This window comes from Stenotrophomonas sp. ZAC14A_NAIMI4_1 (assembly GCF_003086915.1).
GTDB lineage: Bacteria > Pseudomonadota > Gammaproteobacteria > Xanthomonadales > Xanthomonadaceae > Stenotrophomonas.
This window is the reverse complement of record NZ_CP026002.1, coordinates 114,930-127,323: the sequence shown is the minus strand read 5'-3', so window position 1 is coordinate 127,323 and position 12,394 is coordinate 114,930. Positions and strand designations below refer to the sequence as shown.

Sequence of the window (12,394 nt, the reverse complement as noted above, 5' to 3'; positions counted from 1 at the left end):
ACTGATCCCGGCGGGGTCGGATCCCTTTCGCACGCGAAAGGGCTCTGACCCCATCCCTCACCGCGCCCCGGTACGCCGGTACACGCCGTCGAACCGCACGTTCATGCCACCGCATTCGCTGTTGTCGGACACCACCAGCACGTCGCCCAGCACCTGGGCGTGCACCGTGCAGCTGTCCTCGACGAAATCCACCTGGCTGCCACGCGGCGTCGCCTGCGCTTCCACCTGGCCCATGTTCGGGCCATACGGCCGCTGTTCCGGCGTGGGGTTGGCCGAGGGCCAGTAGGCATCACCTTCGACATGAAGCTGGCCGCCACGCACAGAGATGCGCAGGCCGTTGTCGCCATCCTTCCAGTCACCGGCCCAGTCCTGCAGGGACGGCGTTGCCACCGGCAACGGCTGCAGCTTGCTGCGGTCGACCCAACCCGCGCTGCCGCCCACCTTGTTCGGATAGAACGCGCAGCGGTACGCGCCCAGGTCACGGCCGGTCACCACGGTATCGCCGCTCACCACGTAGCTGCGCTGGCGGCAGGCCGGTTCGCCCTTGGCCGGGCAGCCGTCCATGTCGCCCAGCAGGTACAGGCGCTGCGTGCCCACCACCCTGGCCAGCGCGAAACCAGACTGCGCGGACGGGAACAGGCCGTTGCGGCAGGAGCCACCGTCGGCCAGGTCGCTGGCCGCCGCAGCCAGCGGGCTCAGCGTGGCAAGCAGGAGAAGGGAGCGCAGCAGCATCCAGGCAGCCTCGGAAGGAAAGGCGGCAGGATAGCGCCTACTTCCCGGCCGGGGGATCGCAGCCCTCCTGCTGCTCGCAGAACTGCTGTGCACGGCGCTGCTGCTCGGCGGTCAGTTCCGGTGGTGGCCGGGCAATGGCGGACTGGATCTGGTCGGGGCCACCGGTCAGCTTGTTCAGGCCTTTGCCAGCGGCAGTCAGGCCTTTCACCACGCCCATCATGATGTAGCCACCGCCCATGCTCACCTGTTCGGGCGACGGCGGCTCGCTCCAGTCGCGGCTGAAGCGGTTGTCACCGAACTTCACCGGGTTCTTGAAGCGGTACAGATCCAGCGGCTCGTCATCTTCGGGCTTGATCGCGCGCACTTCGCCGAGGGTGGTGACATCTTCCTGCGGCGGCGCAGGCAACGGCGATGGCGCACTGGGCTCGACCACCGGCGTGGCCTGCTGCGCCTGCGCGGTGGCGGCCAGCATCATGCCGGCCAGAAGTGCTCCCTGCAGTTCCCGTCGTGCCACAGCCATCGCCCTGCCTGTTGCGTGCAATCCTCGAGGATACGCATCACGGCTTCAGATTTCGTTGCCTGCGCTGCCGGCATTCAGCCAGCGGTGTCCGTGCCGCCGCACTGAATGATTCACTGCATCCCGGCACGCGGTCTCACACCCTGAGACCCATCTGTGGTGCCATGTGACCCCTCGCAAACCGTCCCGGCTTCACCTTCCATGGCCTACGAACTCGCCAAGCGCACCGCCGACGCCGAGCAGAAGCTCGCCACCCGCGACGGCCTGCCCGCCCGCGATGGCGCCCTGCTCAGTGCGCGCCTGCAGCGCCGCTACCACGACCGCATCACCGGCAGCTTCGCCATTCCCGGCCGCGAGGGCCGCTATGCGCCGCTGCCCGGTTCGGTGCCGCCCGCCCTGGCTGCAGCGCTGAAGGCACGCGGCATCGAACAGCTCTACAGCCACCAGGCTGAAGCGTGGGAGGCCAGCCAGCGCGGCGAGCACGTGGCCATCGTCACCCCCACCGCCAGCGGCAAATCGCTGTGCTACACCCTGCCGGTGGTCAGCGCGGCCATGCAGGACAAGGCCAAGGCGCTGTACCTGTTCCCGACCAAGGCGCTGGCCCAGGACCAGGTGGCCGAGCTGCTGGAGCTCAACCGCGCCGGCGACCTCGGCGTGAAGGCCTTCACCTTCGATGGCGACACGCCGGGCGATGCGCGCCAGGCCATCCGCCTGCACGGCGACATCGTGGTGTCCAACCCGGACATGCTGCACCAGGCCATCCTGCCCCACCACACCAAGTGGGCGCAGTTCTTCGAGAACCTGCGCTACATCGTCATCGACGAGGTGCACACCTACCGCGGCGTGTTCGGCAGCCACGTCACCAACGTGCTGCGCCGGCTCAAGCGCATCTGCGCGTTCTACGGCGTGCAACCGCAGTTCATCCTGTGCTCGGCCACCATCGGCAACCCGCAGGCGCATGCCGAAGCGCTGATCGAGGCGCCGGTCACCGCCATCACCGAATCGGGCGCGCCCAGCGGCCCCAAGCAGGTGCTGCTGTGGAACCCGCCGGTGATCAACCCGGACCTGGGCCTGCGTGCCTCGGCGCGATCGCAGAGCAACCGCATCGCCCGCATCGCGATCAAATCCGGGCTGAAGACGCTGGTGTTCGCGCAGACCCGGCTGATGGTGGAGGTGCTGACCAAGTACCTGAAGGACATCTTCGACCACGACCCGCGCAAGCCGCCGCGCATCCGCGCCTACCGCGGTGGCTACCTGCCCACCGAACGCCGCGAGACAGAACGTGCGATGCGCGCGGGCAACATCGACGGCATCGTCAGCACCTCGGCGCTGGAACTGGGCGTGGACATCGGCAGCCTGGACGTGGTGATCCTCAACGGCTACCCCGGCAGCGTGGCCGCCACCTGGCAGCGCTTCGGCCGCGCCGGTCGCCGCCAGCAGCCCGCGCTGGGGGTGATGGTGGCCAGCTCGCAGCCGCTGGACCAGTACGTGGTGCGGCATCCGGATTTCTTCGCCGAGGCCTCGCCCGAACACGCGCGCATCGCACCGGACCAGCCGCTGATCCTGTTCGACCACATCCGCTGCGCGGCCTTCGAACTGCCGTTCCGGGTGGGTGATGGCTTCGGCCCGATCGATCCGGAAGTGTTCCTGGAAGCGCTGGCCGAGACCGAGGTCATCCATCGCGAAGGCGAGCGCTGGGAATGGATCGCCGACAGCTACCCGGCCAACGCGGTCAGCCTGCGCGCGGTGGCCGATGGCAACTTCGTGGTGGTCGACCGCAGCGATGGCCGCCAGCAGATCATCGCCGAGGTCGACTATTCCGCGGCCGCGCTCACCTTGTACGAAGGCGCCATCCACATGGTGCAGTCCACCCCGTACCAGGTGGAAACGCTGGACTGGGAAGGCCGCAAGGCCTACGTCACGCGCACGCATGTGGACTACTACACCGACAGCATCGACTTCACCAAGCTCAAGGTGCTGGACCGCTTCGACGGCGGCGTGGCCGGCCGTGGCGACTCGCACCATGGCGAAGTCCACGTCGTGCGCCGCGTGGCCGGCTACAAGAAGATCCGCTACTACACGCACGAGAACATCGGCTACGGCCCGGTCAACCTGCCCGACCAGGAACTGCACACCACTGCAGTGTGGTGGCAGCTGCCGCAGGCATTGCTGCTGCGCGCGTTCGCCAGCAAGCAGGATGCGCTGGATGGCTTCCTCGGTGCCGCCTACGCACTGCACATCGTCGCCACCGTGGCGGTGATGGCCGATGCGCGCGACCTGCAGAAGTCGGTCGGCAACGGCGACGGTTCCTGGTTCGCGATCGCCGACCAGACCGGTCGCGGCCAGCTGCGCGGCGGCGAGGGTGATCCGGGCATCGTCGAGCTGCTGCAGGAATTCGTGCCGACGGTGTACCTGTACGACAACTTCCCTGGCGGCGTCGGCCTCAGCGAGCCCTTGTGGCAGCGCCAGGCCGAGCTGGTGCAGCGCGCGCGCGAACTGGTGCAGCGCTGCGACTGCAAGGCCGGCTGCCCGGCCTGCGTCGGCCCGGTGCTGGCCGCGCAGGAAGAAGATGAAACTTCGCCGCGTGCGCTGGCGCTGCGCGTGCTGGACCTGTTCGATGCGCAGGCCTGCCAGCACGTGCGCGACGTGGTGGTGACCCCGCGTGACCCGATGGAGCTGCTGGCACCGTGAGCCTGAGCCTGGACAAGCTGCGCCTGCTGCGGAAGCAGGCCGGCGACCCGAAGGCGAGCGCCCCTGCCGCGCCCGAGCCGCCGCCCACGGCATCTGCTCCGGTAGCTGCCAACGACGCGCGGCAGCCCGCCGCCGAGCGCTCGGTGTTCGCCTGGGTCGAGCAGGAAATCCGCCACAAGCCGACCGGCACGGCGGCACCTGCGACGGCCGCGGCACCGGCACCGCTGCGGCGGCCGGAAGTGGGCGGCCTGCGTCGCCTGCTGGGCCTGCGCACGCGCGGTAGCGCCGCCCCGGCACGGGCCAGCGCGCAGGACCGGCAGCTGCCCGGCGAAGAAATCGCACCGGGCCTGTTCCTGATCGAATCGCTGCAGCCGCAGGCGATTCCCCCGCAGCCACTGTCACTGGATTTCGCGCGCCGCGAGGGCGAGCACGTGGCCGCGCGCGACCTGCTGTTCTTCGATACCGAAACCACCGGCCTCGCCGGCGGCACCGGCACCCGCGCCTTCATGATCGGCGCTGCGGACTGGCATGCCTGCCCGCAGCGCGGCGAAGGCCTGCGCATCCGCCAGCTGCTGATGTCCACCATGGCGGCGGAAGACGCGATGCTGGCCACCTTCGCCAGCTGGCTGCAGCCGTCTACGGTGTTCTGCAGCTACAACGGCCGCAGCTACGATGCGCCGCTGCTGAAGGCGCGTTACCGGCTGGCCCGGCAGCGCGATCCGATCACCGCGCTGGACCACGTCGACCTGCTCTATCCCACCCGCCGCCGTTATCGCGGCAGCTGGGAGAACTGCAAGCTGTCCACCATCGAGCGCCAACTGCTGCGCGTGGTGCGCGAGGATGACCTGCCCGGTTCGGAAGCACCCGCGGCGTGGCTGCGCTACCTGCGCGGCGGCGATGCAGTGAACCTGCGCCGCGTGGCCGACCACAACCACCAGGACGTGGTGACCCTGGCCCTGCTGCTGCAGCGGCTGATCCGCGAGGAACAGCGCGAGCGCGAAACGCTGGCGCTGGTGCAGCCCTGAGCGCGCGCGGGTTCAGGCGGCGTTGACACCGCTGACACGCGCAGCGGCGACACTGCCCGCTGTCCCTTCACCGGAGCCGTGCCCATGCGCCGTACAACCCTGTTGCCGCTGGCCAGCATCCTGCCGCTCGCGGCCTGCAGCCATGCCGGTGCCAACAGCACCGCCGACACCGGCACCCTGCCGGCCAAGGGCGCCGAAGGCCCGCACGAATGCCGTCCGGAGGCACTGGAGGCCTTCACCGGCAAGACGGCCGACGAGGCCACGATCAAGAAGCTGGTGGCCGACAGCGGTGCGCGCAACGCACGCGTGGTGAAGCCGGGCATGGCGGTGACGATGGATTTCCGCCAGGACCGGGTCACCGTGCGCGTGGACGAGCAGAACCGGATCGAGCGCGCCAGCTGCGGTTGATGGGGTAGCGCCGGGCCATGCCCGGCGGGTTCCATTCGCATACGCGCCGCTGCGCTCGCCGGGCATGGCCCGGCGCTACCGCTCTGTCAGAGCTGCTGGGCCTTGCCGCTGGCCATCGCGCGGGCGATCACCTGCTTCGCCTGTGCCGACGCCTGCGCCTGCAGCTGGGCCTGGCGTTCACCCAGTTCGGCCTGCTGGCTGCCCAGCGCGGCCTGGCGCAGGCCCAGCTGGGCCTGCTGGTTGGCCAGTTCGCTGATGTCGTGGCTGTGTGCGTCCTGCACCGCCTGCACTTCACGCATCGCAAGACGCGCCTCGGCTGCGGCCTGGCGGGCAATCGCGGCGTCATCCACCGCACCACTCGCCGCCCTCGCGGCTTCCGCTGCGCCCTGGCGGTTGATGTCGCTCTCGCGCACTGCCCTGCTTGCCGCCTGCGTCGCCACACGGCTGATTTCCCGGGCATGCACGGCCTGCTTGCGGCCCAGCTCACCCTGCTGGCGCCCCAATACCCCCTGCTCGCGACCGAGCTGGCCCTGCTGGCGGCCCAGTTCGGCCGATTGCGCATAGACGCGCTGCAGCGGCTGGATCAGGGCCGGATCACGCACGGCATAACGCTTGTTGCCTTCGCGGAACCACAGCACCGGGCCATCGCGGCCGACATCACGACGGGCCTGCTGGATGTCATCGATCGTCGCACTGGCATAGCTGCGGCCGTGGTCGATCAGCACGTGGCCACGTTCCATATCGTTGCCCAGGTGCAGTTCGCCCACCGTGGTGTAGCTGTCGTCATCCTCGGCAGGCGGTGCCGGAGGCGCGGGCGGTGCAGACGGCGCAGCGGGGACGGACGGCGCGGCGGGCGGTGCCGGCGGCTTGGGCATCACCAGATGGACCCCGTTGGCCGGCACAGCGGGCGCGGCCGGCGGTGCGGGCGGTGCAGGGACCACCTTCGGCGGTGCCGGCGGCGCAGGCGGTGCCGGGGCAGCCACCAGGCGCATCGGCGCTACGCCCACCGCAACCACCAGGGCGGTCAGGCCGATGGCGAGGATGCGCGGGCAGGCACGGCGCGGCTGCAGGCTCATCAGGCGGCGCTTCAGGCTGGTGGTGCTCGGCGCGGCACTGGCCACGCCCAGGTGCGGTTGCGGTGCCACGCCCAGCTGCAGCAGCAGGCGGCCATAGGCATGGCGGCTGGCACCGTGCTGGCCGACCACCGCCGCATCCACCGCTTCTTCGCGGGCCTGGGCGTATTCGCGCACGGCCAGGCGCAGCAGCGGATGGAAGAAGAACAGGTGCTGGGCCAGTGCGGGCAGCAGGCCCCACTGCAGGTCACGGCGCTGCATGTGCTGCAGCTCGTGGGTCAGTGCCAGATCCAGCGCATCGCCCTGCAGGGCATTGGCACCGGCCGGCAGCAGCAGCACCGGGCGCAGCGGGCCGACCAGCTGCGGTGCGTCCACCTGCCCGCTCATCCACAGGCGCGGTGCGCGGCGCAGGCCATGGGCATCGGCAGCCAGTTGCAGCGCCTGCACCAGGGCCGCGTCTTCGCAGGGATGCGAGGCCGCCAGCAGCGCGCGGCACTGGCGCCACTCACCGAAGGTGCGCCACGCCATCACCAGCACGCCGGACAGCCACAGCGCGGCCAGCGCCATCGCCCACCAGGCCATCGGCGATACGCCGCTGCCGATTGACGCGGCGATGTCAGGGGCCTGGTCGATCGGCGCCGTGGCCAGCAGGTTCGCGGAGAGTTCCGGCGCCATCGGATGGATCGCATCGGCGGCCAGATCGGTGGCGCTCATTGCCACGGCCTGCGGCGCCGGCAGCCAGGCCAGCTGCAGCGGCTGGCTCCAGAACAGGCCCAGCACCGCCTGCAGCGACACCAGCCACCACAGGCGGCAGCGGGTGCTGGCCGACAGCGAGGGCAAGGCGCGGCAGAGGCCGTAGACCAGGGCCACCAACAGCACGGTCTGCAGGCTGGTCCAGCCCAGGCGTTCCAACATCGGGATCAGCATCGTGGTGTCCATGGCTCAGCCCTCGTGGCGACGCGATTGGAGTTGGGCGACCAGCGCTTCCAGTTCCGCCAGTTCGTTGTCACTGACTTCCTGGCGTTGCGACAGGTAGGCCACGAACGGCGACACCGAGCCCTGCAGGGTGTTGTCGACGAACTGGGCCACGGCGCCCTGCAGCACGCTGTCCGGGCCACGGGTGGCCTGGTAGCGGTAGACGCCCTCCTGCTGCTCGCGCTGAAGATACCCCTTGGCGCGCAGCCGCTCCATCATCGTCAGCACGGTGGAACGGGCCAGCCCGCGGGCCTCGCCGTAGCCACTGGCGACCTCGCCGACGCTGGCCGGCGCATGTTCATCGATGTACTGCAGCAGGGCCAGCTCCTGGTCCCCGATGGTCTTGCCACGCATGACACCACTCCCTTGACTACACGTGTCGTCACTGTCTGCGTGACGACAGTTGTAGTCAACCCCCCGGAAGTCATGGGCCGACGAACGGTAGGGGTGGGGGATGGGCCTACTGAAATGGCTGCGGTTCTTGCCTTGTAACCGAGGCTTCATTGGCGAGCCCCGTAACCAGCCGGACATGCTCCGTACTTTGGAATTCGGTTGGCAGCCGGATTTTCCTCAGGCTGTAGTTGACCAAGGAGTGAAATGCTGAGGCTGAAGCCAAGCGGCGAACCTGTTGTGGACCAACTATTCCTGAAATTTACCAGTGACCGAGTAGAGCGGCTCAAGTAACCACTCATAGAGCCGTCGACGTTCCCCCATGATGTCCGCTTCAAGTTGCATGCCAGGACGCAGCGGCTCGCGGTTTCCGTATGCCAGTACGTCCTGATGGTCTAGCGAAACGAGGACACGATACAGGGATTGCTTTGGATCGCTGCTCTCTTTGCTATTCATCATCGCGCTTCGGGAGATACGAACTACGGTCCCCTGATGAGTACCGAATTTCTGGTAGGGGTATGCTTGGTACCTCAGCAGAACTCGATCGCTCACTTTTATGAAACCTATCGCGGAGCTTGGGACAAGCAGCTGTGCTCTAAGCTCAGACCCTTCGGGTAACAAGCTGAGAATTGCTTGACCCGGCTGAACGGCCTGACCGGCCTCAACCAGGCGGCTCGCGACGAGACCCGCTACGGGAGCGCGAAGAAGGAGCTCGCCATCGGCTTCCATTCGAATGGTTTCCTGGCTCAGTGCCGCCAGGTCAAGCTCAGCCGCAGCCTTGGTCGACAGCCTCTGTTGAGGAATCTCCGCCAGCCGCTGCTCCAGTTCAGCCAGATTCCGCCGAATGGATGTCGCCTGACGTCGGAGCGCCTGCTGTGCGTTGACCATTTCGAGAGTCGATTGCTCCTGCTGGTTGATCTGAACAAGACTCACATAGCGCTGATCCTCAACGCTTCTGTATCGAGCCAACGTCTCGCGCCCGATCCTTACCTGCTCTCCCCGTGTCTCGATCTCGGACTCAATCTGATCTAGCTCTTGCAGCATCGCGCTGCGCTGTGCTTTCGCGCCGTCCTGCTGGACTGAAAACTGTCTATCCTGGAATTCACTTATCGCGCTCACGCTTGCGATTCTGTTCTTCTGGGCTTTGAGCAAGGTAGAGACAGCATCGCGACCGGAGGAAGTGACTCTTGGAACAGTCACTGTCAGCAGTCCATCTTGAAGACGAACATGGTCACCCTCTTCGACATTCAATCTTGCCACGACCCCTGCAGAGGGAGCGACGACTGTGGACAGCCCAAGATCTGGTACCAGCTCACCAAGCACCCGCGACCTATGCGAGTACTCACCCAAGCACAGGAAGCAGACAACTGCAGAGGTAGCTAACGCTGCGAAGAGCGCCAGAATCCATAATCGAACAGGCTGCGCAAGTGATATGGAGCCGAGCCAGCTGCGCCGCTGTGCATCCACCGCTTCCCTGCGAAACAAATCGCTCATGTCGTCGCCACTTTCTCACCCTGCTCTTCGTCTGCCACAGAGTTGGAAGGGCTTCGCTTCAGCCCCCGGACAACCGTGCCCGCATGCATGACGAGAACTCGGTCAGCACTAGCAATTGTCTCAGGGCGATGAGCAATGATCACTCGGGTGAGGTCGAGCTTCCGCACAGCATCATTGACCAACCTCTCTCGATCCACATCCAGATGACTTGTCGCCTCGTCAAGAAAGAGCAAGCGAGGATTGCGGTACAAGGCTCTTGCGAGAATTACTCTCTGCCTTTGGCCTCCCGACAAGGATGTTCCCATGTCTCCGATCAGGCTGTTGTATCCCATTGGCATTGCAGTGATATCGTCGTGCACGGCAGCTAGCCGAGCGGCCCCACGCACTCGATCTTCGTCCAAATCGTCATCCTCGAAGGAAATGTTATCACTGACACTTCCTGCGAAAAGCTGGTCGTCCTGCATTACAGCACCGATCACTCTACGATAGGCGTCCATGTCAATATTCGAAAGAGGCACACCGCCGACTAGAATCTCGCCTTCGGAGGGTTGCAGAAGGCCGAGCAGAAGTTTCAGTAAGGTTGTCTTCCCACAACCAGAGGGACCGATGATGGCAACCGATTCACCGGCCTCAATCGCAAAGCTGCAGTCCCTGAGTACCCACGGCTCGCCAGAAGCGTAGCGAAAGCCAAGACCGTCGACCTCGATGCGCAGATCCTTAGTGGGCAGGCTACCTGACCTGGAAGTTTGGCTTTCTGGCTCCATGAGAACAATGTCAGAGAGCCGCTCGCCATGTAAGCGAAGCATGCGGAACTCTACCCACTTATCGATCAAGGCACCCATGCGCTGTGAGAACTGATCCTTGTAGGCAAGGTAGGCGATCAGCATGCCCACTGAGAACACGCTCTCCATTGCCAGAAGTGCGCCAATCCAAATGACCGCGATGCGTTCCAGACCAAACACCAACTGGCTTGCGCAAGTGAAGCTCAATCCGAACTTCGAGAGCCAGATACTGCGATTCGTCGCGTCGTTCATCAGGTTGAAGTAGCCAGCTTGACGAATTGACTCTCGTCCCGAGATTTTCACTGACTGAACCCCGCGGATTGACTCAAGCAGGTGGCTTTGCTGCCTAGCTTCCGCGATCAGCTGGTTCTCGGTTCCGCGTCTAAGAGGACCAAACGCTAATGCGCGCGCGGCTGCGTACAGGCCAACGGCGAGCAGGGTAACCAGCGCGAGCTTCCAGCTGTACAGCAGCATCATGCCAAGCGTCACTACCATCATCAGACCGTCGATCAGTGCCTCAACAAAGCTTGTCGTCAGTGTTCGCTGGATAACTTGGATGCTGCCCATTCTTGAGTTCAAGTCACCCAGATGCCGTTTCTCAAAAAAATCCAAGGGCAGGCGCATGAGGTGCTGAAATACGTTCCCAGTCCACTGCAGACTCAACCTGTTCGACAGGTAGATTACCGCTCTGCCGCGAACCTGCCCGATACATATCTGAAGCAGAGTCGCCAAGCCGAAGCCCAAGCCGAGTACGGTCAGAAGATCCTCATCGGAAGCAACTAGAGCCTGATCAACTGTCCATTGCATGAAGAATGGTGCTATCAGAACGAAAACTTGAAGCGCAATTGACAACAACAGGAGCAAGCCGATCGATCGCCACAGCCCTTCAATCTTACCGGTCAATTGCTTGATCGACACCGCAGCCGGAGATGGTGTGACTTGAAATTCTGCAGTTGGATGTAGCTCAAGTGCGATGCCGGTGAAGTGTCGGGAGACCTCGGCGAACGATAGCTTACGCTTACCAAAAGCTGGATCCAGGACAGTGACACTTTTTTGATGGACCTTCTCAATCACCACGAAGTGATTGAGATCCCAATGCACGATGCAAGGCAGGCACAACTGGCTTAGATGCTCCATATCCAGGCTCAAGGGGCGGCATCGAAATCCGAGCTTTGCACCAACGTCAATGATGTGAGAAAGGGCGGCTCCCCTGAGGGAGAGCGGATGTCGGCGACGAAGCTCCCGAAGCCCGATCTTGTTGCCATGATGTGCCGCGATCATTGCCAAGCATGCAAGACCACACTCGGCCACCTCAGATTGAGTCAGGGCATCCATCCATCGCCCCCGGCATCTTTAATATATTCCATTGAATACCTTCTGAACCGCCCCGCATGCGATCGCACTCATCGCCTCCAGCGGATGTTCAGCCTGATCAGGAAACTATCGCGCAAAGCTCAAGATTAAGTTTGAGAGAAGGATGTACATCTCTCCACCTTGACTCCAGAGGAACCAGAGAAAAGCGATCACGCAAAGAAGATGGATGTCTCGCTTTTTTATCCGAAAAATGTAGAAATCGCCATTTTTTCTCTTACCTCGTGAATGGTCCGGCTGCACTGTTGGCTCCGCAGAAGAAAATGGAAGATGCCGGGCAAAAGTGCCCGGCATCCGGCGCCACAAGAGCAACTAGACTATGACGTCAGTCGAAGACTCGTCAGAGGCCGCATACTCTTTCATTGAATTCCAAGCGCCGCCTAGTGCCGACCCAACCATCCTTCCCCAGTTCCAGGTTTGCCAGTCTCCGCCGGAGATCGCGTCGATCTCATCGCCATGCAGCTCTCGAATTTCCTTCATTTAGCTTGGCTCCATATGGTTGGTTCCGTTGAATCCATCCAGAACACCTCCGACAAAGTCCGCGATTTCATTTCGTTCGTAATAGACAGCTGCGCCCAGAGCAGCCCAAGGCAGCCATCCGCCTGAAATGCAATCAACCTGATCTGCAGAAATTTCCTTCATGTAGTACTCCTTTTCTTGATGGATGGATCGTCATCTGCGGCAACACAGCGAGCAGAATCTAGTGCAGTGCTGCGTATCTACACCGCAATTCACGATGTACCTCAAGAAAAGCTCATGTACATAGAAATAGTTGCAGACTGTCAGAGGGCAAGCTTCAAGGTGTGCACTCCACAGAGATTGCGTTGACCTCCCGGATACGACCTGTATCGGATGGCGTTTCCGGGTCCGAGTCATCTGCATGGTTGTGCTGCGTTGGCAGGAATGCACTCGCTGCCGCCGTTCTCAGCTCTGCCG

The 12,394-nt window shown here is 64.2% G+C and carries 10 protein-coding genes; 3 read left to right on the top strand and 7 right to left on the bottom strand.

Annotated elements, in window-relative coordinates; translation table 11 throughout:
- Window positions 1–57 precede the first annotated feature (57 nt).
- Both C1926_RS00505 and C1926_RS00500 read right to left on the bottom strand, forming a co-directional pair.
- Window positions 58–732: a hypothetical protein gene (locus tag C1926_RS00505; RefSeq protein WP_108757905.1), complete on the bottom strand. Its 675-nt coding sequence runs from the start codon at window positions 730–732 to the stop codon at window positions 58–60.
- 37 nt (window positions 733–769) lie between these two features.
- Window positions 770–1,252, bottom strand: coding sequence for a hypothetical protein (locus tag C1926_RS00500; protein WP_108757904.1), 483 nt, complete (start codon window positions 1,250–1,252; stop codon window positions 770–772).
- A gap of 198 nt (window positions 1,253–1,450) precedes the next feature.
- Between C1926_RS00500 and C1926_RS00495 the strand changes: the two genes are divergently transcribed.
- From C1926_RS00495 to C1926_RS00485, 3 genes are all read left to right on the top strand, one after another.
- On the top strand, window positions 1,451–3,940 hold the full coding sequence (locus C1926_RS00495; RefSeq protein WP_108757903.1) for a DEAD/DEAH box helicase: 2,490 nt from the start codon (window positions 1,451–1,453) through the stop codon (window positions 3,938–3,940).
- On the top strand, window positions 3,937–4,965 hold the full coding sequence (locus tag C1926_RS00490; protein ID WP_108757902.1) for a ribonuclease H-like domain-containing protein: 1,029 nt from the start codon (window positions 3,937–3,939) through the stop codon (window positions 4,963–4,965). The genes C1926_RS00495 and C1926_RS00490 overlap by 4 nt, the downstream gene beginning before the upstream one ends.
- Window positions 4,966–5,049: 84 nt before the next feature.
- Window positions 5,050–5,373 carry an I78 family peptidase inhibitor gene (locus tag C1926_RS00485; RefSeq protein ID WP_108757901.1) on the top strand — a complete coding sequence of 108 codons (324 nt, stop codon included), beginning with the start codon at window positions 5,050–5,052 and terminating at the stop codon, window positions 5,371–5,373.
- A gap of 86 nt (window positions 5,374–5,459) precedes the next feature.
- Here C1926_RS00485 and C1926_RS00480 read toward each other — a convergent pair whose 3' ends face one another.
- The 5 genes from C1926_RS00480 to C1926_RS21390 form a co-directional block, all read right to left on the bottom strand.
- Window positions 5,460–7,385, bottom strand: a complete 1,926-nt coding sequence (locus tag C1926_RS00480; RefSeq protein ID WP_108757900.1) for a M56 family metallopeptidase — start codon at window positions 7,383–7,385, stop codon at window positions 5,460–5,462.
- Window positions 7,386–7,388: 3 nt separating this feature from the next.
- On the bottom strand, window positions 7,389–7,775 hold the full coding sequence (locus C1926_RS00475; protein WP_079224605.1) for a BlaI/MecI/CopY family transcriptional regulator: 387 nt from the start codon (window positions 7,773–7,775) through the stop codon (window positions 7,389–7,391).
- A 285-nt stretch (window positions 7,776–8,060) separates the two neighbouring features.
- Window positions 8,061–9,305: an HlyD family efflux transporter periplasmic adaptor subunit gene (locus tag C1926_RS00470; RefSeq protein ID WP_108757899.1), complete on the bottom strand. Its 1,245-nt coding sequence runs from the start codon at window positions 9,303–9,305 to the stop codon at window positions 8,061–8,063.
- Window positions 9,302–11,422 carry a peptidase domain-containing ABC transporter gene (locus C1926_RS00465; RefSeq protein ID WP_108757898.1) on the bottom strand — a complete coding sequence of 707 codons (2,121 nt, stop codon included), beginning with the start codon at window positions 11,420–11,422 and terminating at the stop codon, window positions 9,302–9,304. Before C1926_RS00465 ends, C1926_RS00470 begins: the two co-directional genes overlap by 4 nt.
- Before the next feature lie 516 nt (window positions 11,423–11,938).
- Complete coding sequence (locus C1926_RS21390) at window positions 11,939–12,100, bottom strand: hypothetical protein (protein WP_159095012.1); 162 nt, start codon at window positions 12,098–12,100, stop codon at window positions 11,939–11,941.
- Window positions 12,101–12,394: the final 294 nt, after the last annotated feature.

Bases quoted from the DNA above. Each gene is read 5' to 3' on its own strand.
- C1926_RS00480 (WP_108757900.1), bottom strand. From the start codon at position 7,385: ATGGACACCACGATGCTGATCCCGATGTTGGAACGCCTGGGCTGGACC.
- C1926_RS00495 (WP_108757903.1), top strand. From the start codon at position 1,451: ATGGCCTACGAACTCGCCAAGCGCACCGCCGACGCCGAGCAGAAGCTC.
- C1926_RS00485 (WP_108757901.1), top strand. From the start codon at position 5,050: ATGCGCCGTACAACCCTGTTGCCGCTGGCCAGCATCCTGCCGCTCGCG.
- C1926_RS00475 (WP_079224605.1), bottom strand. From the start codon at position 7,775: ATGCGTGGCAAGACCATCGGGGACCAGGAGCTGGCCCTGCTGCAGTAC.
- C1926_RS00465 (WP_108757898.1), bottom strand. From the start codon at position 11,422: ATGGATGCCCTGACTCAATCTGAGGTGGCCGAGTGTGGTCTTGCATGC.
- C1926_RS00505 (WP_108757905.1), bottom strand. From the start codon at position 732: ATGCTGCTGCGCTCCCTTCTCCTGCTTGCCACGCTGAGCCCGCTGGCT.
- C1926_RS00500 (WP_108757904.1), bottom strand. From the start codon at position 1,252: ATGGCTGTGGCACGACGGGAACTGCAGGGAGCACTTCTGGCCGGCATG.
- C1926_RS00470 (WP_108757899.1), bottom strand. From the start codon at position 9,305: ATGAGCGATTTGTTTCGCAGGGAAGCGGTGGATGCACAGCGGCGCAGC.
- C1926_RS21390 (WP_159095012.1), bottom strand. From the start codon at position 12,100: ATGAAGGAAATTTCTGCAGATCAGGTTGATTGCATTTCAGGCGGATGG.